This window comes from Shewanella sp. Sh95 (genome assembly GCF_001308045.1).
GTDB classification, from domain to species: Bacteria; Pseudomonadota; Gammaproteobacteria; order Enterobacterales; family Shewanellaceae; genus Shewanella; species Shewanella xiamenensis.
Genome location: NZ_LGYY01000002.1, coordinates 1 through 22,049 on the forward strand (window position 1 = coordinate 1; position 22,049 = coordinate 22,049).

General features: G+C 46.0%; 22 protein-coding genes. 5 read left to right on the forward strand and 17 right to left on the reverse strand.

Annotation, left to right across the window (positions count from 1 at the left end; translation table 11 throughout):
* Positions 1 to 159 precede the first annotated feature (159 nt).
* Together AEA42_RS00040 and AEA42_RS00045 are read right to left on the reverse strand one after the other, a co-directional pair.
* Positions 160 to 1,917 carry a SulP family inorganic anion transporter gene (locus tag AEA42_RS00040; RefSeq protein ID WP_055646610.1) on the reverse strand — a complete coding sequence of 586 codons (1,758 nt, stop codon included), beginning with the start codon at positions 1,915 to 1,917 and terminating at the stop codon, positions 160 to 162.
* 224 nt (positions 1,918 to 2,141) lie between these two features.
* Positions 2,142 to 2,768, reverse strand: coding sequence for a LysE family transporter (locus AEA42_RS00045; protein ID WP_055646611.1), 627 nt, complete (start codon positions 2,766 to 2,768; stop codon positions 2,142 to 2,144).
* A 91-nt stretch (positions 2,769 to 2,859) separates the two neighbouring features.
* Between AEA42_RS00045 and AEA42_RS00050 the strand changes: the two genes are divergently transcribed.
* The gene (locus tag AEA42_RS00050) at positions 2,860 to 4,218 is read left to right on the forward strand and encodes a PLP-dependent aminotransferase family protein (protein WP_055646612.1); all 1,359 of its coding nucleotides are present in this window, start codon (positions 2,860 to 2,862) and stop codon (positions 4,216 to 4,218) included.
* 128 nt (positions 4,219 to 4,346) lie between these two features.
* On the opposite strand, the gene AEA42_RS00055 is transcribed toward AEA42_RS00050, so the two are convergent.
* The gene (locus tag AEA42_RS00055) at positions 4,347 to 6,221 is read right to left on the reverse strand and encodes a choice-of-anchor I family protein (RefSeq protein WP_055646613.1); all 1,875 of its coding nucleotides are present in this window, start codon (positions 6,219 to 6,221) and stop codon (positions 4,347 to 4,349) included.
* 551 nt (positions 6,222 to 6,772) lie between these two features.
* Between AEA42_RS00055 and AEA42_RS00060 the strand changes: the two genes are divergently transcribed.
* The 3 genes from AEA42_RS00060 to ilvN all read left to right on the forward strand — a co-directional run bounded on the left by AEA42_RS00060 (position 6,773) and on the right by ilvN (position 10,589).
* Positions 6,773 to 7,927, forward strand: coding sequence for a multidrug effflux MFS transporter (locus tag AEA42_RS00060; RefSeq protein ID WP_224022150.1), 1,155 nt, complete (start codon positions 6,773 to 6,775; stop codon positions 7,925 to 7,927).
* Positions 7,928 to 8,376: 449 nt separating this feature from the next.
* A complete protein-coding gene (locus tag AEA42_RS00065; RefSeq protein WP_055646615.1) occupies positions 8,377 to 10,095 on the forward strand; it encodes an acetolactate synthase 3 large subunit in 1,719 nt (572 codons plus the stop codon).
* Entirely contained in the window at positions 10,095 to 10,589 is a 495-nt protein-coding gene (ilvN, locus tag AEA42_RS00070; protein ID WP_055646616.1) for an acetolactate synthase small subunit, read from the forward strand. Before AEA42_RS00065 ends, ilvN begins: the two co-directional genes overlap by 1 nt.
* Before the next feature lie 108 nt (positions 10,590 to 10,697).
* Here ilvN and AEA42_RS00075 read toward each other — a convergent pair whose 3' ends face one another.
* From AEA42_RS00075 to trmJ, 14 genes are all read right to left on the reverse strand, one after another.
* Entirely contained in the window at positions 10,698 to 11,141 is a 444-nt protein-coding gene (locus AEA42_RS00075; protein WP_037430809.1) for an Hsp20 family protein, read from the reverse strand.
* Between the two features lie 305 nt (positions 11,142 to 11,446).
* Complete coding sequence (gene ndk / locus AEA42_RS00080) at positions 11,447 to 11,878, reverse strand: nucleoside-diphosphate kinase (RefSeq protein WP_011072285.1); 432 nt, start codon at positions 11,876 to 11,878, stop codon at positions 11,447 to 11,449.
* 232 nt (positions 11,879 to 12,110) lie between these two features.
* On the reverse strand, positions 12,111 to 12,278 hold the full coding sequence (locus AEA42_RS22060) for a hypothetical protein (RefSeq protein WP_037418345.1): 168 nt from the start codon (positions 12,276 to 12,278) through the stop codon (positions 12,111 to 12,113).
* A 207-nt stretch (positions 12,279 to 12,485) separates the two neighbouring features.
* The gene (gene iscX / locus AEA42_RS00085; protein ID WP_037418347.1) at positions 12,486 to 12,683 is read right to left on the reverse strand and encodes a Fe-S cluster assembly protein IscX; all 198 of its coding nucleotides are present in this window, start codon (positions 12,681 to 12,683) and stop codon (positions 12,486 to 12,488) included.
* Between the two features lie 68 nt (positions 12,684 to 12,751).
* On the reverse strand, positions 12,752 to 13,651 hold the full coding sequence (gene rimK, locus AEA42_RS00090; RefSeq protein ID WP_037418350.1) for a 30S ribosomal protein S6--L-glutamate ligase: 900 nt from the start codon (positions 13,649 to 13,651) through the stop codon (positions 12,752 to 12,754).
* Between the two features lie 154 nt (positions 13,652 to 13,805).
* On the reverse strand, positions 13,806 to 14,141 hold the full coding sequence (fdx, locus tag AEA42_RS00095; RefSeq protein WP_037418353.1) for an ISC system 2Fe-2S type ferredoxin: 336 nt from the start codon (positions 14,139 to 14,141) through the stop codon (positions 13,806 to 13,808).
* 8 nt (positions 14,142 to 14,149) lie between these two features.
* Positions 14,150 to 16,012, reverse strand: coding sequence for a Fe-S protein assembly chaperone HscA (gene hscA, locus AEA42_RS00100; protein ID WP_055646617.1), 1,863 nt, complete (start codon positions 16,010 to 16,012; stop codon positions 14,150 to 14,152).
* Between the two features lie 67 nt (positions 16,013 to 16,079).
* Positions 16,080 to 16,604: a co-chaperone HscB gene (gene hscB / locus AEA42_RS00105; protein ID WP_055646618.1), complete on the reverse strand. Its 525-nt coding sequence runs from the start codon at positions 16,602 to 16,604 to the stop codon at positions 16,080 to 16,082.
* A gap of 15 nt (positions 16,605 to 16,619) precedes the next feature.
* Complete coding sequence (iscA, locus tag AEA42_RS00110) at positions 16,620 to 16,943, reverse strand: iron-sulfur cluster assembly protein IscA (RefSeq protein WP_011072278.1); 324 nt, start codon at positions 16,941 to 16,943, stop codon at positions 16,620 to 16,622.
* Positions 16,944 to 16,957: 14 nt separating this feature from the next.
* Complete coding sequence (iscU, locus tag AEA42_RS00115; protein WP_011072277.1) at positions 16,958 to 17,341, reverse strand: Fe-S cluster assembly scaffold IscU; 384 nt, start codon at positions 17,339 to 17,341, stop codon at positions 16,958 to 16,960.
* A 37-nt stretch (positions 17,342 to 17,378) separates the two neighbouring features.
* Complete coding sequence (locus tag AEA42_RS00120; protein ID WP_037418361.1) at positions 17,379 to 18,593, reverse strand: IscS subfamily cysteine desulfurase; 1,215 nt, start codon at positions 18,591 to 18,593, stop codon at positions 17,379 to 17,381.
* A gap of 78 nt (positions 18,594 to 18,671) precedes the next feature.
* The gene (gene iscR / locus AEA42_RS00125) at positions 18,672 to 19,133 is read right to left on the reverse strand and encodes a Fe-S cluster assembly transcriptional regulator IscR (protein ID WP_006081858.1); all 462 of its coding nucleotides are present in this window, start codon (positions 19,131 to 19,133) and stop codon (positions 18,672 to 18,674) included.
* A gap of 351 nt (positions 19,134 to 19,484) precedes the next feature.
* Positions 19,485 to 20,306 carry a serine O-acetyltransferase gene (cysE, locus tag AEA42_RS00130; protein WP_037418369.1) on the reverse strand — a complete coding sequence of 274 codons (822 nt, stop codon included), beginning with the start codon at positions 20,304 to 20,306 and terminating at the stop codon, positions 19,485 to 19,487.
* A gap of 45 nt (positions 20,307 to 20,351) precedes the next feature.
* Positions 20,352 to 21,077, reverse strand: a complete 726-nt coding sequence (gene trmJ, locus AEA42_RS00135; RefSeq protein WP_055646619.1) for a tRNA (cytosine(32)/uridine(32)-2'-O)-methyltransferase TrmJ — start codon at positions 21,075 to 21,077, stop codon at positions 20,352 to 20,354.
* 154 nt (positions 21,078 to 21,231) lie between these two features.
* Between trmJ and suhB the strand changes: the two genes are divergently transcribed.
* Entirely contained in the window at positions 21,232 to 22,035 is an 804-nt protein-coding gene (suhB, locus tag AEA42_RS00140; protein ID WP_011072272.1) for an inositol-1-monophosphatase, read from the forward strand.
* The last annotated feature ends 14 nt before the right edge of the window (positions 22,036 to 22,049 follow it).

Sequence of the window (22,049 nt, forward strand, 5' to 3'; positions counted from 1 at the left end):
TGCAAGGCAATTGAAGCTGGATGGTAAACGGGAAAGGGCATATCCACGAGTCCTTAAAATGAGCAAAAACAAGTTTCCGGTTAGACCAAAGAAAAATGCCGTTCACTCTTAAGTGAACGGCATTACGGACATTACCGCACTTTTCGTTAAAATAGTATCCTATAAATGACTATGAAGTAGCACATCATCCTCAGGCGCTTTTTTGATAACAGGTGCTTGGCCTTCAGCTAGTGCTTGCTTGTAACTTTGGTTCATTTTCAGCGCAAGATATAAATCTGGCCGAATTAAAATGCCGCCTTCGCCTGACGGGATCCCCGCCTGTTCAAACCAGCCAAGCATCTGCCTTTTACGCCCCGCCAAGACTAAACGTATCCCACGCTTCTTCAATAATTGATGGAGATCTGCAAGCATGGCCATCACACTTAAATCCAAGTGGGTAAAACACGGCACGGCATCAATAATGATGCAATCGACGGGTTCAGGCTCACGGATAAACTTCTCCAGTAACCGACGTTTAAAGTAAGTGGCATTGAAGTAGGTTAAGGGTGAATTAAAGCGGTAGATAAACACCCCTGGCACAGACTTAGCCTTGCCCGAATCATCTACACTGCGGATAACCCCTTTATGATCAAGCCCTAACACTTGATCCGTTGGCCGCATCACAGTCGCTAAAAACTGGAATAAACCGAGTAACACCGCAAAGGTAATCCCAGGGATAACACCAATAAACAGTACTGAAAACAATGTGGTGCAAGCAAGCAAGAAGGCTGAGCGGTCTCTGACGCGCAGATTCCATAGCGCCTTTAAATCAATCAACGAAATAGAGGCAATCACTAAGACCACACCAAGAGCTGAACTGGGGATATATTTCAGTGGTGCAGTAAAAAACAGCGCAACGATCGCAATCAATAACGCCGCGATGATTGATACGAGCTGACTTTTACCGCCGTTAGCATCATTGACAGCTGTACGCGAATCAGCACCGCTGACCGCAAAACCTTGTGATAAAGCTGAAGCAATATTGGCAATACCGAGGGCGCGAAACTCCTTGTCCGCATCGATATCATAGCCATTTTTAGCCGCAAAACTGCGTGCAGTAAGCATCATACTCACAAAGCTCACCATGGCTAAGTTAAGCGCAGGCACAACTAGTTCACGGGCAATACCAATATTAAAAACCGGTGCTTGAAACGAAGGCAAGCCTGCACTCACCTCGCCCACCACATTGATATCGAAGCTGGTTAAGTTAAAGGCCCACACCAAAAATGCAGCCATTGCCATTGCACACATTGAAGCAGGCCATTGTGGGCGATAACGTTTTATTAAGGCATAGGTGGCTAAGGTCACCAGTCCCATCAATAAGGTGGGCCAGTGTGTTTTGGTAAGATAGGAAGGCGCACCGGATAAGCGCTCAATCAAATAACGCTCATCGAAGGTGAAACCAAAAATCTTTGAGAATTGACCGACGATAATAGTGATCGCCACACCATTTAGTAACCCCATTAAAATCGGTTTTGAGAGAAAGTCCGCCAAGACGCCAAGGCGAAAACGGCTGGCGATTAAACACCAAAAACCGGTCATGGCCGTCATGGTCATCACGAGTTGCCAGTGCTTCATGCTGTCGCCAGCAGCAAGTGGCGTCACAACTGCGGCAATCACGGCACAAGTCGCGGCATCGGGACCAACGATTAATTGTCTAGAAGTACCAAACAATGCATACACTAACATTGGCAGCACACAGGAGTATAAACCGACAGCGGCATTAACCCCTGTAAGTTGTGCATAGGCAATGGCTACAGGTAAAGCGACCGCCGCCACGGATAATCCGGCTCGAACATCATCCCTGAGCCATTGCTTCTCGTACTGCAGCATCTGCGCCAAACCAGGCATAAATGATACTAAACTGGGAAACTTCACGCGCTAACCTCCATATACTCCCAAGTCAATTGCTAACTTGTTATGGTTAGATAACTCACCTTATATCGGTGCAATACCCATGGAACCAACTTCTTCAGTTTGTTTAGGTATATAAAACCGTTATCTAAAAAAGTCATCAATACTATGTTGGTTATGGCATAAAGCCAATCATTAAGCGAGTCAGTATCCCAGAATATTTAAGCTTTTAGCCTAATTAGCTCTGCTTACCGCAGGATCATCGGCAATGAAACTAACAATAAACTGCCCATAAACCAGTTAAAATGGCGTCGACGTTTATCCGTATTCAGTTTTTTACTGATTGCTGCACCAACAAACACCCAAGTGAAGGACGCGGGAAATCCCACCAGATTAAACACTAACACGCCTAGTAATGCACTGAGCCAAAAACCATCGCCCCCTAAGGTAAACGCACTACAAAGGGTAATGGTCGACATCCAAGATTTAGGATTAATCCACTGAAACAGCGCCGCCTCGATCACACTCATCGGCTGACGCCCGTCATCCAAATGTGCCGCCTTAACAGGAGAGGTGGCTAATCGATAGGCAAGGTGCAACAAATACAATAACGCTGCGTACTTTAGCACTTGATGCAACACGGGAAACGCCTCGAATAAAGCGCCAAGACCCAGTAACACCGACAGATGCAAAGAGGTCGAACCTAAGCGGATCCCTGCAATATGTGGAATGGTACGCATCACCCCGAAATGAGCGCCGGAGCTGGCGAGTAAAATATTATTAGGCCCCGGAGTCATGGTCATGGTTGCACAAAAGAGTGCTGCTGAGGCCATTAATGTCCAGAGTTGTGGATCATTTAAAAGTTGAATATCCATAAACACCTAAATTGTATGCATACAACACTTGACAATAAAAGATACAATAAATAATATAGGGAGATTAGCGGAGATCAATGGATTTATTGTCATGGGTACAATTTGGACACCGGATCTAGAGGCATTTACAGGTCCTAAATATCAACGTCTCGTCAGTGCGATCGAACAAGGCATTTTGTGTAAGACCCTGCCCCATGGCACAAAACTCCCACCACAGCGGCGTTTAGCCGATGCACTTGGAGTGACCATAGGCACAGTCACACGAGCCTATGCCCTTGCAGAGCAGCGTGGCTATGTGGAAGCGCGTATTGGTGATGGTACCTATGTCAACGCCTCTCCCGTGCCAGAGCTCAGTCATTTGCAGCTCAATATGGCGACTTGTCAGCAACCGTTGACGGATCAAATAAGTACGCTGAGTGATTGCCTAAGCCAACTGGCTAAGGATCCAGCGAAACTGAGTCAACTCCTTGGCTATCGCGCCAGCCCCTTAGATCAACATCAACAGGTATTTCACCACTGGCTTTTACTACGCGGTATTGAACAGCAACCCGAGCAACTGATCTTTACCCATGGTGGGCAACAGGCCATTTTTGCCTGCCTTAATGCCTTCCTAGCCAAGGGCGAGGTGCTCCTGCACGAGCAGTACAGCTATCCCGGTGTGCGTATTTGCGCGAAACAATTGGGTATCAATAGTATTGGCGTGCCGTTAACCGCTGACGGGGTCGATCTGGCAAGATTCGAGGCCTTAGTACAAATTCATCAACCTAAATTGGTGTACTTAACCCTCAACAATCAAAACCCCACCTGCATTCAATACAGTGAGCCACAGAGAGAAAAACTGTTGGCACTCGCGGAGCAGTACCAGTTTTATATCATTGAAGATGATGTGAATTATTCTCTCCCCGAGGAATGGCACCCTCCACTGTGGCAGTTAGCACAGACGCTGAATGTACCGAGGGTCATTTACATTTCAAGCCTTTCTAAGCTGTTTTCTGGGGGCTTAAGGCAAGGTTTTATCCTCGTACCCGAGCCGCTTATCGCACCATTGCGCCTCGCCATTCATAGCCAATGCTGGATGGTTTCGCCGCTCAATGTGGAGCTCGCCTGTCAGCTAATCAAACGCGGGCACATCACGGCCAATCGCGATGCGATTATTCGCGCGCGTCAGCAGCAATGCATAGCATTGGGCGACAAGCTAGGGTTAACTCAGCGCTGGCGGGGTTTAAATGGCTGGATCCAGTTACCCGAAGACATTAAAGCCCATCATCTGGTGACCGCCTTAGCAGCAAAAGGTGTACTGATCCGCAATGGGGATGACTTTAACTGTCATGATAACTTTATCCGTTTAAGTTTAGGTGGCGCCGAAAACGATACCCAATTCCAGCTTGCGCTCGAATGCATCGAATCCACCTTTAACGCACTCAAGCAAAACGCCTATTCAGTCGTTTAACCTTGCATTTTTATCGCGAGAAAGAAGCAAAAAGAAACGCCAGAGTGGTGCTCTGGCGTTTTAAGCTTACTTACAAGCATTTAAGATGTTGAGATCTAAAGTTATCGCACCTTGAACAGAAGCTATGGCTATTGCACCTTGATCTGGTACACGCTGGTTGTGCCACTGACTTCATTACCAATGATCAACAGAGGCTGACCATTAGGACTCTTCTCGGCACTCACAAACTTCATGCCTTCTGGCCCTAAATCGCCCGCTAAACTGGCATCACCTTTCACTTCACCCGTATCTGTATTAATGCTGAAACTCGCGTCAAAATCACGGTTTACCACATAATCCACAAAATGCACGTCAAAGGGATTTGTCACGTCGTAAATCATAAAACCAGAGGTACGTTCAAGCCCGATAAAGGCATAGCGTTTTTGGCCAATTTTGCCTAGAACTAAGGCTTCTGGCTCGGGTCCTTTATCATCACTGCGACTATCGCCTTTGTTTTCTTCATTGTTATTGTTGAAGTTATTGCCTAACAAGGCTGCGGTGATCCGCTCAAAATCGCTGCCACTGTCAAACACCTGTTGACCATCGGCGGTCCAGATTGAGAAAGAACGCGCGCCGAAGCTCACAATTTTGTCATAATCGCCGTCGTTATCGTCATCCCCCATACTCTTAGTCACTTTCAAACGGGCTAATTGGGTCTTATCTTTTGCGGCAGCAAATTGTGGATGATTAGGATCTAAAGTTAAGTCACCGGCACGGGCTTCCTCCGAAAACCCAGCATAATCACGGGAATCCCCTTCGTTTGCGGTAACAATAAAATCAGCATTATTCCAACGGTAACTCGCAACTGTATCGGGTTGATACATGCCATACACGCCCGCATAGGCCTGAAGGTTGACCATATCATCCTGGTCACTTGCATCAATTTTATTCACATCAAGACCATAATCCTTCAGTCCTAAGGGTAAAATCTTCGTTACTTTGGCATTGGTGATATCAATCACCGCGATGGCATTGTTCTCCTGCAAGCTCACAAAGGCTCGGCTGTTATCGGGGCTGACACTGATAAACTCAGGCTCCAAATCTTGCGCGACAGTGGCCATTGGGCCATTGATTTTAATGTCCTTGGTGATTTCATTATAGCGAGCATTGCCCTGATTAAACTCGGTGAATGTCACTAGCGTCGCCGTTGCTGCGGGTTTACCATCCGCAATGGCGATAATGGCTACACTACCCTCAGGATCGATACTATAGTCTTGATTTGGTTCACCTTCATTCGCAACGAGTACCGTTTTGCCATCATGACTAAAGACTACGTTATCTGGTAATGCACCGACTTCAACCGCGCTGAGATACTGCGGTGTCTCATTGCCATTGAGTTGGTAGAAAGCCACATAGCCATTGGCTTGAGTCTTATTGCCCGCTGCATCGCCGCGCTCAATGGCCGCCGCTAACAAGTTACCATAAATACTGACACTGTTAACGCTGCCCATAAAACTCAAGCCCACATCTTTAGCGACATCCAGCTCGCCGAGCTTATCAAGATTATTCAAGGCTAATAGCGCAGTTGCCTCAGCAGCATTGCCAAGTAAGTTGGCATCGATAATGTCGACTTTACCGCTTCTCGCATTGACCACAAAAATACGCTGAGAAGCACTATGGTATTCAACAATCTCAGCAGCGCTCAGGCCATAAACGCCCGTTTGATGACGACCAATAAGCTCCGCCTTGACTCCAACTGCTTGGGGTTGGCAAATAAATTGCGTTTGCGCCGCATCGATTTCAGTCTCTTCCAACTTACCATTACGATTCGCATCAAGCCCGGTATCGATACGTTGACCACCGGCGGGACAGTTTGCATCACCAATAGAGAGTGGGGTTACTTTAACTAATGAATTTAAGCCGTTATCCCCCTGCTCACCATTGGTACCGTCATCACCATTACAGGCACTAAGGAGTAAACTTGCCAGTATCGCACCGGCCAGCGGCAGTCGTTTTGTGTTCATTGCATCATTCCTGAATGTGTTGTTATTAGTCGTAGGGTTAAGCTAAAGCTCATTAAACTAATCTGCATTCAAGACGTTTAGATGACATACAGATGACACTGGGGTGACAACCTCAGTCGAATGAATGACGCTCAGGCGTACATTGGTAAATTAATGCAATACAAGGACAGTAAAGCGATTTTGGTTACAATTTAAGTGTAAAGATATCGTCATCGAGATTGGCTTATTTGCCCGAGCATTTTACTATGTTATGGCTTAATATCCTTATACTCGATGACAAGAGCTATCATTCAGTTCAACTGTTGGCTGAGTCTTCGCTGGCCACTCATTTCTTCCCTATACTCCTCCAATGTTCATGGCGAAATTACGCTATGGTAATTGAGGCAAAATGAGTCGCCATTAGGCAAAATTGTTACCCTACAATTTTGGTTTTCGAGTTACATAACACTTAATATCGCCTTCTTTCGCCACCCGAGGTAACTGTGGACCCACAACCGTCAAGCTATCCGACTAAACCGAGCAGCATTCCCCACTTGGCACTGCTGATCCCTATGCTCGCCGCTATTGTTGCGATCACGCCGCTCGCGATCGACATGTATTTGCCCGCTATGGCAACACTTGCCCATAGCTTTCATACCGATATCACCTTAGTGCAACAATCCTTGAGTGTTTACTTAGGCGGCTATGCCCTCGGCATGCTGTGCTTTGGGCCGCTTGCTGACCGTATTGGCCGTCGTCCCATGGTGATTATGGGGCTATCAGGTTTTATGTTAGCTAGCCTGTTGTTAGGCTTAGCTGAGCAGATTGAAGTGTTTTTGGGCCTGCGCTTTTTACAAGCTTTTATCGGCGCAGCGGCCACTGTGGTTGTCCCTGGCTATATCAAAGAAGTCTATGGTGAAAACACGGCTAAAGGTATGTCTTATGTCAGTTTGATCATGATGTTAGCGCCATTATTAGCCCCCAGTATTGGTAGTCTTATCCTCGAACTTGGCGAATGGCATTTGATATTCTTTATCCAATCAGCCTATGCCCTGTTATTACTGATGTTGGTCATTACGCTGCTGAGAATGCCCAGCGATAAAGATCAAAGTAGCCGCAGCCAAAAATCTTTTTTGGGCGCCTATGCCACTGTGTTTTCACGCCCAGGCGTCAAAATGAATATTGCCAGCGGAGTGCTCACCTCCTTTGCCTTTTTCTGTTATTTAACGGCATCGCCTTTTGTCTATATGGAGGTTTTTTCATTAGATAAATCCTTATTTGCCCTACTCTTTAGTACCAATGTGGGCGCTCTGATGCTGGCAAATATCATCAATACCCGAATTGTGGGCCGTTATGGCTCGTTAAGGATGTTGCACGTGTCGACTTTCTTAGGAGCGCTCGCAGCTGCAGGTTTACTGGGAGTGAATTTATTGGGTCTCAGTTACCACTTTACGGTATTAATGCTTATTCCACTGATGGGTTCTCTTGGCATTATGTCAGTTAATGCTGATGCCATTGTGTTAATGAAATTTAAGCAGGAAACCGGCACGGCAACGGCGGTGATTGGCACCTTAAGATTTGGCTTTGGTGCCCTTGCAGGACCATTACTCGCGCTGTTTTACAATGGCACCGCAGTGCCCTTCTCGGCATTAATGTTGACGGCGGTATTATTGGTGGGATTCTGTCAATTTAACCGACAGACTCATCAAGCCAAACCAAAGCAATAATCTGCGCCTTTATGCCGCGTAAGCGAAGCAATCATAGTTTACATCGCTTTTGTGGTTGATTTGTAACAAATTAAGCCTTCCCTAAACAAACGGCGCTCAGGTGCCGTTTTTCATTATACACCACCTAACCCATTCTAATTAAAGTGATTAAATAAAATTATCCCACACAAAAACTCCCGTTTCATGAGCATTTATCGCGCCTAAATATGAAATTGTCTCAAGTTGGTTATTTTTTACAGAAAACCCTTGAAATGTGTTCTTTTTTGAATATGATGAAATTCTGTTCATTGCAACAGCTGCTGCATCCAAAGGGATGAGCGCTTGAAATCGATGATTTCAAGTTCAGCAAACGGAGTCTGAATTACCCTTCAGGCTTATTTTTAGAGCGATTACCGTCGCTGTAACAAGATACTGTTTACCGTAACGGTACTATGCAATAGGAGTTTCACATGGAGAAGTTATCCGGCGCCAGCATGATTGTGCGTTCCCTTATTGATGAAGGGGTAAAGCACATATTTGGTTATCCTGGCGGCTCAGTGTTAGATATCTACGACGCCCTGCACCTTATCCCCGGTATTGAACATATTCTGGTTCGCCACGAACAGGCCGCCGTGCATATGGCCGATGGTTATGCCCGAGCTACGGGAAAAGTAGGCGTGGTACTGGTGACCTCAGGCCCAGGTGCCACCAATGCCATTACTGGCATCGCCACCGCCTATATGGATTCGATTCCATTAGTGGTGTTATCTGGCCAAGTGCCGAGCAATCTAATCGGTAACGATGCGTTCCAAGAATGCGACATGATTGGGATTTCACGCCCAGTCGTCAAACACAGCTTTTTAGTCCAAGATCCCACTCAAATTCCTGAGATCATTAAAAAAGCCTTTTATATTGCCTCCACGGGTCGTCCTGGCCCCGTCGTGGTAGACTTGCCCAAGGATTGCCTCAATCCGGCATTACTGCACGACTATATTTACCCCGAGAGCATAAAAATGCGCTCCTATAATCCAACGACATCGGGCCATAAAGGTCAAATTCGTCGAGGATTACAGGCATTATTAGCAGCGAAAAAACCCGTGCTCTATGTGGGTGGCGGTGCGATTATTTCTAGCAGTGAAAAGCAGATCTTAACCCTAGCAGAAAAGTTAAATATCCCCGTTGTCAGCACCTTAATGGGCCTTGGCGCCTTCCCTGGCACCCATAAAAACAGCTTAGGTATGTTGGGGATGCACGGTCGCTATGAAGCTAACATGACCATGCATAACTGCGATCTTATCTTCGGAATTGGCGTGCGTTTCGATGACAGAACCACCAACAACATCGAAAAATACTGCCCTAACGCCACCATCTTACATATTGATATCGACCCCTCATCGATTTCAAAAACCGTACGAGTGGATATCCCGATCGTTGGCTCGGCCGATATTGTATTAGACAGCATGTTAGCCCTGCTTGAAGAATCGAAGGAGAGCAACGATAGCGAGGCGCTCAATCAATGGTGGCAAGAAATCACTGTGTGGCGCGAGCGTAACTGCTTGGCATACGATAAGGAAAGTCATCGGGTCAAACCACAGCAAGTGATTGAAACTCTCTACAAACTCACTAATGGTGAGGCCTATGTCGCCTCGGATGTGGGCCAGCATCAAATGTTTGCCGCACTCTATTATCCCTTTGATAAACCCCGCCATTGGATTAACTCCGGTGGCCTTGGCACCATGGGCTTTGGTTTACCCGCAGCCATGGGGGTCAAAATGGCGATGCCAGACGAAACCGTCGTGTGCGTAACGGGCGATGGTTCGATTCAGATGAATATTCAAGAGCTTTCAACCGCTCTGCAATACGATACGCCGGTTAAAATTATCAACTTAAACAACCGTTTCCTCGGCATGGTTAAGCAGTGGCAGGATATGATCTACTCGGGTCGCCATTCCCATTCCTATATGGATTCGGTACCCAACTTCGCCAAAATTGCCGAAGCCTATGGCCATGTTGGCATGACGATTAGCGATCCTGCTGAGCTTGAGTCTAAGATGGCCGAAGCCCTTGCCATGAAAGACAGACTGGTATTTATCGACATTATGGTGGATGAGACTGAGCACGTGTATCCCATGCTTATCCGCGGCGGCGCGATGAATGAAATGTGGTTAAGCAAAACGGAGAAATGCTAATGCGTCGAATTATATCTGTATTACTCGAAAACCAATCCGGCGCTTTATCCCGTGTTGTCGGCCTGTTTTCCCAACGCGGTTACAACATCGAAAGTTTAACTGTGGCACCAACCGATGATAACACCTTATCGCGCCTCAATATTACCGTGGTGGCCGACGAAAAGGTGCTAGAGCAAATCGAGAAACAACTGCACAAGTTAGTCGATGTGCTTAAGGTGTCGAATGTTACCGAGTCAGCTTATATTGAGCGGGAACTGGCTCTGGTTAAAGTCCGTGCCCAAGGGGAGCTTAGGGAAGAAATTAAGCGCACCGCCGATATCTTCCGTGGGCAGATTGTCGATGTCACCGCCAATCTTTACACCATCCAATTGGTGGGCACGACCGAAAAACTCGATGCCTTTATTCATTCCATGGGTGAAGTGACCAAAGTCGTTGAAGTATCACGCTCGGGCGTTGTCGGCTTAGCTCGCGGCGAAAAAGCGATGAAAGCCTAAAGAACTTTTATAAAGATAACGCTTAGAAAACATCTCCAATTCGAGCCAGACAAAAAATAACAAGAAGGGGAGCATTTAGCTCCCCTTCTTTATCCGCGCGATGCTGGATTAGGATTGACTATCTAATAAGCGCGAGGTGGTGATTTCAATCTTGCGTGGTTTTAACGCTTCTGGGATCTCACGCACTAAATCAATGTTCAATAAACCATTCTCTAAGCTGGCACCCAATACGGTCACATAATCAGCCAGTTGGAAGGTGCGCTCAAAACCGCGCTCGGCAATACCTTGGTATAGGTATTTACGCTCAGTTTGGCTTTCGGCCTTATTGCCTTTAACCAGTAATTTCTCACCTTCGCTACTGATCTCAAGCTCTTCCATCGAGAATCCTGCCACGGCCATCGTAATGCGATAACGATTTTCGCCGAGGAGTTCAATGTTATATGGAGGATAACCTGAGTTGCCATTATTGGCGGCAGCATGTTCTGCCATCTGGGCTAAACGATCAAAACCAATAGCACTACGGTAAAGAGGAGTTAAATCATAAGTACGCATATTCATATCCTTATCTTAAGCAATATGGGAAATTGGCGAACGGTTTTCAGGTTGAAAACACACATTTGTTTCGCCTAAATTAACTTCTGTCCTAACGGCACAGAATCGATTGGGATCCTCATCGAGCGATCCTGCAATAGATATAAGGATAGGAAAGCGGATTTCAAGGAAGTTTTTTAAATTTTTTTAAAAACTGAATAAAAATAACCTGTTACTAGCATTAAACACTTTGTCCTTGGCGTAGTTAGCAAAATGCAGCCAAAAAAAAGGAGCACTAAGGCTCCCTTCTTCGGTCCGCACTCAAATTAACGAGTACGTGGACACAGTTCTTCAGCACTGAAGAAGTAAGCAATTTCACGTTCTGCAGATGCTAAAGAATCTGAACCGTGAGCTGCGTTTTCGTCGATGCTTTGAGCGAAATCAGCACGGATAGTACCAGGAGCCGCTTGAGCTGGGTTAGTTGCACCTAAAATTTCGCGGTGAGCTAAAACAGCGTTTTCGCCTTCTAATACTTGAACCATGATTGGGCCAGAAGTCATGAAAGCAACCAGAGCACCGAAGAAGCCACGCTCGCTATGCTCAGCATAGAAACCTTCAGCTTGTTCTTTAGTCAGGTGTAACATTTTAGCTGCAACGATCTTCAGACCAGCAGTTTCAAAACGGTTGTAGATTGCACCGATGTGGTTTTTAGCAACAGCATCAGGCTTAATGATAGAAAATGTGCGTTCGATCGCCATAACAAGCTTCCTTTGTCAGCAAGTTTGAAAAAATTCGCGCGGATTATACGAAATTTAAAAAGTAAATCCTATCTTTAAAGCACATAAGTCTGAGATATTGCGCACATTGGCTGGATTTGTAACCAGATTGATCACACAAAAAAACGCCAGTTGTCATTTAAGGGCAACTGGCAATTTATTATCGAGATATCTCTAAGGAGATGAATACAGGAGTAAGCATTATCAAATTAGCTTACTTTCTATTTTTTGCCCAAATTCCAGCCCAAGCAATCAAAGCAACCAAAATAACCGCTGGCGCTAAATCGAGCAAATGATGGAATAAACCGACACCGCCATGACCAGGATGAGCCCATGCCAACGCGGGTAACAGTGTGAATAACATAGCAAACAAAAGTTTCATGTGAACATCCTTGCGTTGCGAGAATAATATTAAGCGGTTAACTGCTTAACCGATAAGTAACAAGGTACGTTATTCAATAAAAAGGAATTTGATACTGATCAAACTCCGACTAAAATCCCATTTCACAGCCAAATAAGCGTGATGGATGTCACGCAAATTAATTATTTCGTGGACAAGTTGCCGCAACAACAAGGTGAGTAATTGATGTTATTTTTCCTCAATCCAGCATTGTTGAATAGCTTCTAATACCTTTTCATTGCAATGTTTAGGATCGTCATCAAAATCCTCTAGCGCTAACACCCACTCATACAACTCGGTAAAATGCAGTTTGCGGGGATCAACATCTGAATGTTTTTCTAGTAATTCCAAGGCGATATCTAATGAATCAATCCACTTTAATGACATCCTCTTTCCCCTATGCAAACGGACATTTCAACGCATTTCACCTGAGTTTAGCTTAATCACCACTCACTTTACGCTTGAGTTGTTTTTTTTGTCTTAATTGCGTTTTTCTCAACAAACTCGATTATCGCCCCAGCGACATCCTTAGCTGTAGCACCTTCGATCCCTTCAAGGCCTGGTGAAGAATTCACTTCCATCACTAATGGGCCATGGTTGGAACGCAATAAATCCACACCCGCAACGTTCAGGCCCATGGTCTTAGCGGCACGAATAGCCACTGAGCGTTCTTCAGGCGTAAGTTTAACTAAACTTGCCGTACCACCACGGTGGAGGTTTGAGCGAAACTCCCCTGGCATGGCTTGGCGCTTCATCGCGGCGACTACTTTATCACCAAGGACAAAACAACGAATATCCGCACCGTTAGCTTCTTTGATATATTCTTGTACCATGATATTAGCCTTTAATCCCATAAAAGCTTCAATCACGCTTTCGGCCGCTTTACGGGTTTCAGCCAGAACAACGCCAATACCTTGAGTGCCCTCAAGCAATTTAATCACTAACGGCGCGCCACCGACCATATCGATTAAATCAGGAATATCGCTTGGCTTATTGGCAAAGCCGGTGATCGGCAAACCAATACCACGACGTGACATTAACTGCATTGAACGCAGCTTATCGCGGGAGCGTGAAATGCCGACAGAATCATTGAGCGCATAGACACCCATCATCTCAAACTGGCGTAGCACCGCAGAGCCATAAAAGGTAATTGATGCGCCGATACGTGGGATCACCGCATCAAAGGGCGGTAATTCTTCACCACCAATATGAATGCTCGATTGGCGCATATTGATGTTCATATAGCATTCGAGCGGATTGATCACTTTGACTTCGTGACCACGTAATGTCGCAGCCTCAACGAGTCGCTTTGTGGAATATAGCTCAGGCCCTTGCGATAGGATCGCGATTCTCATTCTGGTCTCCGACAACCATTTCATTTTGAGCGCATAATACGCTTGCTTAAGGATAAATCAATCATGGCTATTATTGCTTGCGCAAATGCTAGTCTACAAAAGCCAAAAACCAGTCACTAGGACTGGTTTTTGGCGATTTCAGCACAAAAGTGACTTAGCCTTCGCTCACCATATTGACAGTGTATTTAGGCATTTCAATCACCAGATCGCAATCAACCACTTTAGCCTGACAGGATAAGCGGCTCTCAGGCTCGAGTCCCCAAGCTTTATCAAGCATATCGTCTTCAAGTTCATCACTTGGCTCTAGCTCATCAAATCCTTCACGCACAATGCAATGGCACGTAGTGCAAGCACAGGATTTTTCACAGGCATGTTCGATATTGATGCCATTGCGCAGCGCCACATCGAGAATCGTTTCACCTACTTCAGCTTCCAACACTGCGCCATCGGGACACAACTCAGCATGGGGAAGAAAGACTAACTGGGGCATCACATCACCTATATCTTGTCAATTGACTGACCTTTAAAGGCCACTCGAATAGAATTATCCATACGTTTTGCGGCAAAATCTTGAGTATGTTCATCAAGAGTTTCGATCGCATTTTTAATTGCATCAGCATCATCACCGCCAGCGACGTGAACCAGCTCTGCCATCACAGTATCAATCTGCTGACGCTCATCGCTTGTGAGTAAGTCACCATCTTTTGAGAGCGCCGCATTCAAGGACTCAAGCACCCTCGCCGCCTCAACTTGCTGCTCAGCCAGCATACGGCGGCTGATATCTTCTTTAGCATGCTTCATCGAGTCTTTGAGCATAGTCGCGATCTCAGTATCCGATAAACCAAACGAAGGCTTGACCTGAATGCTCGATTGCACACCAGTGGATTTCTCCATGGCCGTCACACTTAATAATCCATCAGCATCCACTTGGAAGGTCACCCGGATATGGGCAGCACCTGCCGCTAACGGTGGAATACCTTTTAAGGTGAAGCGTGCTAGAGAGCGGCAATCGTCAACTAACTCTCGCTCACCCTGCACGACATGGAACGCCATCGCCGTTTGCCCATCCTTAAAGGTGGTAAACTCTTGGGCGCGTGCCACGGGGATAGTCGTGTTACGAGACACCACTTTCTCCACTAAACCGCCCATGGTTTCAATCCCTAACGACAAGGGGATCACATCGAGCAGTAATAATTCAGATTCGGGTTTGTTACCGACCAAAATATCAGCCTGAATCGCCGCGCCAATGGCGACAACACGATCAGGATCGATTGAGGTTAATGGCGCTTTACCAAAAAAGGCTTCAACTTGCTCACGTACTAATGGCACGCGGGTAGAGCCGCCAACCATGACGGTTTCAAGCACTTCATCAGCCGTTACGCCCGCATCACGTAGGGTGCGGCGACAACTTGCGATGGTTTTCTTCACAAGCGCAGCGATGAGGCTCTCAAATTGCGCCTTAGTAACCACTTGTTTGAGCACCGAACCATCGGCAAGGGTAAGACTAGCCTCAGTATCACTCGAATCGGTTAAGGCTTCTTTCACCCGGCGCGCTTCAATCAATAGCTGGCGACTTAACTGAGAGTCGATATCAGTCAGTTGCCACACTTGCTGCATATGTGCTTGTAAAAGATGATCAAAATCATCACCACCGAGCGCAGAATCGCCGCCCGTAGCCAGTACTTCAAATACGCCACGGTTTAAACGCAAAATAGAAATATCAAAGGTGCCACCACCGAGATCGTAAATGGCAATAACACCTTCTTGCTTAGAGTCTAAGCCATAAGCAATCGCAGCCGCAGTGGGTTCATTTAATAGGCGTAAAACATTAATACCCAATAACGATGCTGCATCCTTAGTTCCCTGACGCTGGGCATCATCGAAATACGCAGGCACAGTGATCACTGCACCTTGCAGGTCACCGCCAAGGGTTTTTTCGGCGCGTTCAATTAAAGGACGTAAAATTTCGGCAGAAACTTGCACCGGATTCACTCGACCTTGGGGCGTCACAAACAGCGGTAAACCATTTTCACTGGCTTCGAATTGATATGGGAAAGATTGCTCACCAGCTTGGATGTCCGCAAGACTACGCCCCATAAAACGTTTAACGGAAACGATAGTGTTTTGAGGATCCTGCGCTGAACTTAACGCCGCCACATAACCCACTTCAATTCCATCATGAGTGTAACGAACTATCGAAGGTAAAGAATGCTGTCCGTTTTCATCAGGCAAGGTTGCCGTTACGCCACTGCGTACAGCAGCCACAAGTGAATTGGTTGTACCTAAATCGATGCCAACGGCAAGTCTATGTTGGTGCGGCGCGGCACTTTGTCCGGGCTCAGCAATCTGCAAAAGGGCCATATGTATCCAACTTAGTAACGCCGACTCAAATCAATCGGAATCGGCAAAATAACTGCAATAAGGAAAATTAATCGAGCAACGCGTCTTCGATACGCGTCAGTTCATCGTGTAATTTTGCCATAAATTTAAGTTTGCGAACTTGATCTGCCGCTAACAAGGCGTCTTCGTCACTGCCACTGCTCAGCTGTGAAGCCAATACTTTATTCAACTGAGCGCGGTAAGTCGCAAAAGAATCGTACAGTTCATCAATGCTGGCTTGGGGATCGGCGCTATCACGAATATCTTCAAGTGCTTCACGCCATTCCATCTGCTGCATTAAAAATGCAGTATCTTTCACTGTCGTAGTCTCATGACTTAAATCAATACCACGCAGGGAGAGCATATGCTCAGCACGGCGGATGGGATCTTTTAGGGTTTGATAACCGTCGTTGACTTGTGCGGTGCGTTGCACTGACAACAACCGTTGTTGCTCGGTATCATTGGCAAACTTATCGGGATGAACCGCACGTTGCAGGTCGCGGTAGCGTTCTGCAAGCAATGCGGTGTCAATATCGAAGCTAGGAGAAAACTTAAACAGCTCGAAATAATTCATGCGTCAATTCGGCAATTAAACAGTGAAACTCTCACCGCAACCGCACTCACCTTTTGCGTTCGGGTTGTTAAATTGGAAACCTTCGTTCAGTCCTTCTTTAACAAAATCCAATTCAATGCCCTGAAGATAGATAAAGCTTTTCGCATCGATAATGATTTTTACACCATCAATATCATATACTTCATCGTCATCGTTCAGTGCATCAACAAACTCAAGCACATAAGCCATACCTGAACAGCCTGACGTCTTTAAGCCGAGGCGCAGACCAATTCCCTTGCCTCGATTTGCTAAGAAAGACCTGACGCGTTCAGTTGCCGCTGGGGTCATTGTAATTGCCATCTTAACTCCAGATGTTACTTAGCTTGTTTAGATTTGTACTCGTCAATCGCCGCTTTAATGGCGTCTTCAGCCAAAATAGAACAGTGGATTTTTACGGGTGGCAGAGCTAACTCTTCAGCTATATCAGTGTTTTTGATCGCCGCAGCTTGCTCAATTGTCTTGCCTTTAACCCACTCAGTGACCAGTGAGCTTGATGCAATCGCACTACCACAACCATAGGTTTTGAACTTAGCATCTTCGATAATGCCGTCAGCACCGATTTTCAGTTGTAACTTCATCACGTCACCGCAAGCTGGTGCACCCACCATACCGGTTACGACTGAAGGATCGTTTTTATCGAAAGAACCAACGTTACGTGGGTTCTCGTAATGATCTATCACTTTTTCACTGTAAGCCATGATACTGCTCCAAAATTATCTATTGTCATTAGTCGAATTAATGATGGGCCCACTGCACCTGATTCAGGTCGATGCCATCTTTAAACATTTCCCACAATGGAGACATTTCTCTTAATTTATCAATAGATTGAGTAATAACTTCAATAGCGTGGTCGATTTCTTCTTCGGTGGTAAAACGGCCGATAGAGAAACGAATCGAGCTATGCGCCATTTCATCATTTAAGCCCAGTGCACGTAACACGTAGCTCGGTTCTAAACTGGCTGAGGTACAAGCCGAACCCGATGAAACCGCTAAATCTTTTAAGGCCATCATCAGTGACTCACCTTCAACATAGTTGAAACTAACGTTGAGACTGCCACTCACACGCTGAGTCATATCACCGTTGATATAGGTTTCTTCAATGTGTTTGATGCCATTCCATAATTTGTCACGCAGCTTAGCAATACGCGCGTCATCTGTTGCCATTTCAGCTTTTGCAATCGCCGCAGCTTCACCTAAACCGACGATTTGGTGAGTTGGCAGAGTACCACTACGCATACCCCGCTCATGACCACCACCGTGCATTTGCGCTTCTAAGCGGATACGGGGTTTACGACGAACATACAAGGCACCAATCCCTTTAGGACCATACATTTTGTGGCCAGAAATGGAGATCAGATCTACTTTAGTGCGTTGCACATCAATCGGTACTTTACCAGCACTTTGCGCCGCATCCATATGGAAAATAATGCCTTTTGAACGGCATAACTCACCGATTGCATCGATATCGTGGATCACACCGATTTCGTTGTTGACGTGCATAATACTGACGAGAATAGTATCGTCACGCATAGCCGCTTCTAAGCGCGCCATCGGAATAATGCCGTTAGATTCTGGTTCTAAATAGGTGACTTCAAAACCTTCACGTTCAAGTTGACGGCAAGTATCTAACACAGCTTTGTGTTCAGTCTTACTGGTGATAATGTGCTTGCCTTTCTTATTGTAGAAATGCGCAACGCCTTTAATGGCGAGGTTATTCGACTCAGTTGCACCAGAGGTAAACACGATTTCACGGTGATCTGCATTGATAAGATCAGCCACTTGGTTGCGAGCGACATCTACCGCTTCTTCAGCTTGCCAACCATAACGGTGAGAACGTGATGCTGGGTTACCGAAAATGCCATCCATCGTCATGTATTGGAACATTTTTTCCGCAACTCGCGGATCAACAGGCGTGGTGGCGGCATAATCTAAATAGATAGGAAGCTTCATAACACACTCCGTACTTAGCAGTCTCTGCCGAGGCTACATACAACGTACAAAAATAATTTTTATCGTATAACAAAAAGCCTATAAGCTGACTCTTTGCTCCTTTTGCATAGTGTCTTGCTTAAGCGAAATAAATTGCACATCTCGTTTCTGCATTAAGCCCGCAAGACTGATACCATCTAAAAAATCTGAAATTTGTTTGCTTAAATCGCCCCAAAGCGAGTGCGTTAAGCAGCGAGTTCCACTCTGGCAATTGCCTAATCCTTGACAACGAGTCGCATCGACAGACTCGTCAACGGCATGAACCACCATGCCAACAGAAATATCATTTGCCTCTAGGCCTAAACGGTAACCACCACCAGGACCTCGGACACTTGCCACTAGGCCATGTTTGCGTAACTTTGCGAAGAGTTGTTCCAGATAGGAAAGCGAAATCCCTTGTCTTTCAGAGATATCCGCCAAGGGAACTGGTCCTGAAGCTGAGTGGATAGCCACATCAAGCATTGCGGTTACTGCATAACGACCTTTAGATGTAAGTTTCATAACTACCATAGCTCCCGAACAGGTATGGAGCTATTTCAACATACCCGAGTAAATCAGTCAAGTATAAAACCTAGTAAAACACTCAAGTATTTAAGCGCGCCGTTAACCAATACCCTTTCATCTTGGTGGGGTATTTAACCTTTTTCTGCCCTAAGATTCAATGCCAAAGGGGCAATTAATCACCCAAATTGGCCTGATATCGGGATCTAACGCACTATCTTGAAATGAAAGCAGAGCACGCATGCCAAAAGTGTTCAAAAGCTATGCAATGGGATTTGCACTATCGAAATAAAAGCGTTAGCAGAGTGGTGACACTCTAATGAAATTGCTTCTACTCTACTATTTTCAGGACTATATACTTGGATCAAACTCATCAAGCGCACTTTGGCGCTTATCAGCAGCCGCCTTTTCGACATCGTTAAAATCGCCAACATTCAGCTCTGGCAATCTTTCGGTGCAGACATCGCCACCTAAACGCTGGATAGCTTGACACAATTCCTGCACCTTTGAGTCCATTAAATGCATATGGTCCAGCATTTGACCAATCGCGTTAGCAACGGGATCGGGATTATCAGGTGAGACCGCGTAAGCATCGAAACCATACTTCTTAGCCATAGCACTACGGCGTTCGGATTTTTCTTTTGATTGTGGTGAGGGCGTTGCTACCACACGCCCAGGAATACCAACCACTGTCGTATCCTTAGGCACATCTTTTACTACAACAGAATTTGAGCCGACACGCGCCCCATCATGCATGGTGATAGGACCTAAGATTTTGGCGCCAGCACCAACAACGACGTTATTACCCAGTGTTGGGTGACGCTTACCTGCTTGCCAAGTGGTGCCGCCCAATGTCACGCCGTGATACAAGGTGCAATCATCGCCAATTTCAGCGGTTTCACCGATCACCACGCCCATACCATGGTCGATAAAGAAACGATCGCCAATAGTAGCACCAGGATGGATCTCCACTCCCGTCAACCAGCGCGAAAAAGTCGATAAACAACGAGCCATTAAGCGCCAATCACGCTTCCATAACTTATGGCTTATCCGGTGCAGCCAAATGGCGTGCATGCCAGGATAATTAACCAAGATCTCAAAGGCGCTACGCGCCGCGGGATCACGGTGATATATAGATTCAATGTCTTCTTTTAGCCTAGCTATCACACCCATTACTCAATCCTTCGCGATTACCGTTATGTACCAAATTTGCTTTGGCTATTTTTGTTTATTACCCACCACTTTATCAATCGAAGTCAAAATTCCCCGAAGAATATTCATCTCTTGACTTTCGATACGTGCACGGCTGAATAGACGGCGTAACTTTGTCATCACTTGGCCGGGATGGTTTTTAATAATAAAGCCAGTCGATGATAAGGTACTTTCAAGATGTACAAAGAAACGCTCAAGATCGGCAGAGAGTGGATATTCTTCAACCTCTTGTGACACCGCCGTTTGGGCTAAATGTGCCACACGCGTCTCATAACAAATGATCTGCACAGCCTGCGCGAGGTTCAATGAGCTGTATTCAGGGTTCGCAGGAATCGCCACATGGTAAGTACATTGCTGTAATTCTTCATTAGTTAACCCATGATTTTCACGACCAAAGACGATGGCGACAGGCCCTGCTAAGCCTTCTGTCACCAGCTTTTGTCCCGCTTCTCGCGGATCGAGCATAGGCCAATCCAAGGTACGGCTACGGGCACTGGTGGCAATCACCAAACTGCAATCGGCGATGGCTTCTTCTAAGGAATCCACTTTAACCAGATGTTTTAAAATGTCCGAAGCGCCTGCGGCCAAGGCAATGGATTGACCATCCACTTCACATCTTGGTTCGGCAAGATACAGGGTTGATAACCCCATCGTCTTCATCGCTCTGGCGGTTGAGCCAATATTGCCGGGGTGCGATGTCCCCACTAAAATCACCCGAATATTACTTAGCATGAAACGACTTAATTTAATTCACAAAACACAGGGAGCGAATACTATCACAGGCGTGCGCGAATGCTTATATGAAAATCGGTATTTGATATAACAATCAAATCGAGTATAATACCGCACGCTATTTTTAACGTTCTTTAACATCCAGGGGATTGCAATGCATCCGATGCTGACGATTGCTGTTCGCGCTGCTCGCGCGGCCGGCCAAACTATTATGCGTGCCTACACTGAACTTGACCGAGTTGAAGTCAGTGCTAAAGGTATCAACGATTTTGTTACCAGTGTAGACAAGGAAGCAGAAGCCGCTATTACCTATCAAATTCGTAAATCTTACCCAGATCACACTATCGTGGGTGAAGAAAAAGGCGAAAACCGCGGTGAAAACAAAGACTATATTTGGATAGTCGATCCTCTGGATGGCACTAACAACTTCGTTAGAGGCATTCCCCATTTTGCGGTTTCTATCGCACTCCAATACAAAGGCAAAACTGAAGTTGCCGTTGTATATGATCCAGTTCGTGAAGAATTATTTACCGCTATCCGTGGTAAAGGCGCCAAATTAAACGATTTCCGTATTCGCGTGACCAATGTTAACGAACTAGCACCAACCATTATCGGTACAGGTTTTCCATTTAAAGCCCGTCAACATACCGAAACCTATATGGCCATTTTCGGCGAAGTGTTTGGTCATTGTTCAGACTTACGTCGCACAGGTTCTGCAGCATTAGATTTAGCCTATGTGGCCGCAGGCCGTTTAGACGGTTTCTTTGAAATTGGCTTAAAGCCATGGGATATCGCTGCTGGCGATCTGTTATGTCGTGAAGCGGGTGGCACAGTCACTGACTTTACTGGCGGTCATAACTATCTGATCTCTGGCAATATCGTTGCGGGTTCTCCGAAAGTGACGACCGAATTAGTAAAAACCATGCGTCCTTTACTAAACGAAGGCTTAAAGCGTTAATCACGTTTAGCGCA

Bases quoted from the DNA above. Each gene is read 5' to 3' on its own strand.
- iscX (WP_037418347.1), bottom strand. From the start codon at position 12,683: ATGTCATTAAAGTGGATTGATTCATTAGATATCGCCTTGGAATTACTA.
- fdx (WP_037418353.1), bottom strand. From the start codon at position 14,141: ATGCCCCAGTTAGTCTTTCTTCCCCATGCTGAGTTGTGTCCCGATGGC.
- AEA42_RS00055 (WP_055646613.1), bottom strand. From the start codon at position 6,221: ATGAACACAAAACGACTGCCGCTGGCCGGTGCGATACTGGCAAGTTTA.
- iscU (WP_011072277.1), bottom strand. From the start codon at position 17,341: ATGGCTTACAGTGAAAAAGTGATAGATCATTACGAGAACCCACGTAAC.
- suhB (WP_011072272.1), top strand. From the start codon at position 21,232: ATGCATCCGATGCTGACGATTGCTGTTCGCGCTGCTCGCGCGGCCGGC.
- rimK (WP_037418350.1), bottom strand. From the start codon at position 13,651: ATGAGAATCGCGATCCTATCGCAAGGGCCTGAGCTATATTCCACAAAG.
- trmJ (WP_055646619.1), bottom strand. From the start codon at position 21,077: ATGCTAAGTAATATTCGGGTGATTTTAGTGGGGACATCGCACCCCGGC.
- cysE (WP_037418369.1), bottom strand. From the start codon at position 20,306: ATGGGTGTGATAGCTAGGCTAAAAGAAGACATTGAATCTATATATCAC.
- AEA42_RS00065 (WP_055646615.1), top strand. From the start codon at position 8,377: ATGGAGAAGTTATCCGGCGCCAGCATGATTGTGCGTTCCCTTATTGAT.
- AEA42_RS00075 (WP_037430809.1), bottom strand. From the start codon at position 11,141: ATGCGTACTTATGATTTAACTCCTCTTTACCGTAGTGCTATTGGTTTT.
- AEA42_RS00120 (WP_037418361.1), bottom strand. From the start codon at position 18,593: ATGAAGCTTCCTATCTATTTAGATTATGCCGCCACCACGCCTGTTGAT.
- AEA42_RS22060 (WP_037418345.1), bottom strand. From the start codon at position 12,278: ATGAAACTTTTGTTTGCTATGTTATTCACACTGTTACCCGCGTTGGCA.
- AEA42_RS00045 (WP_055646611.1), bottom strand. From the start codon at position 2,768: ATGGATATTCAACTTTTAAATGATCCACAACTCTGGACATTAATGGCC.
- ilvN (WP_055646616.1), top strand. From the start codon at position 10,095: ATGCGTCGAATTATATCTGTATTACTCGAAAACCAATCCGGCGCTTTA.
- hscA (WP_055646617.1), bottom strand. From the start codon at position 16,012: ATGGCCCTTTTGCAGATTGCTGAGCCCGGACAAAGTGCCGCGCCGCAC.
- ndk (WP_011072285.1), bottom strand. From the start codon at position 11,878: ATGGCGATCGAACGCACATTTTCTATCATTAAGCCTGATGCTGTTGCT.
- AEA42_RS00060 (WP_224022150.1), top strand. From the start codon at position 6,773: ATGCTCGCCGCTATTGTTGCGATCACGCCGCTCGCGATCGACATGTAT.
- iscR (WP_006081858.1), bottom strand. From the start codon at position 19,133: ATGAAACTTACATCTAAAGGTCGTTATGCAGTAACCGCAATGCTTGAT.
- AEA42_RS00050 (WP_055646612.1), top strand. From the start codon at position 2,860: ATGGGTACAATTTGGACACCGGATCTAGAGGCATTTACAGGTCCTAAA.
- iscA (WP_011072278.1), bottom strand. From the start codon at position 16,943: ATGGCAATTACAATGACCCCAGCGGCAACTGAACGCGTCAGGTCTTTC.
- hscB (WP_055646618.1), bottom strand. From the start codon at position 16,604: ATGAATTATTTCGAGCTGTTTAAGTTTTCTCCTAGCTTCGATATTGAC.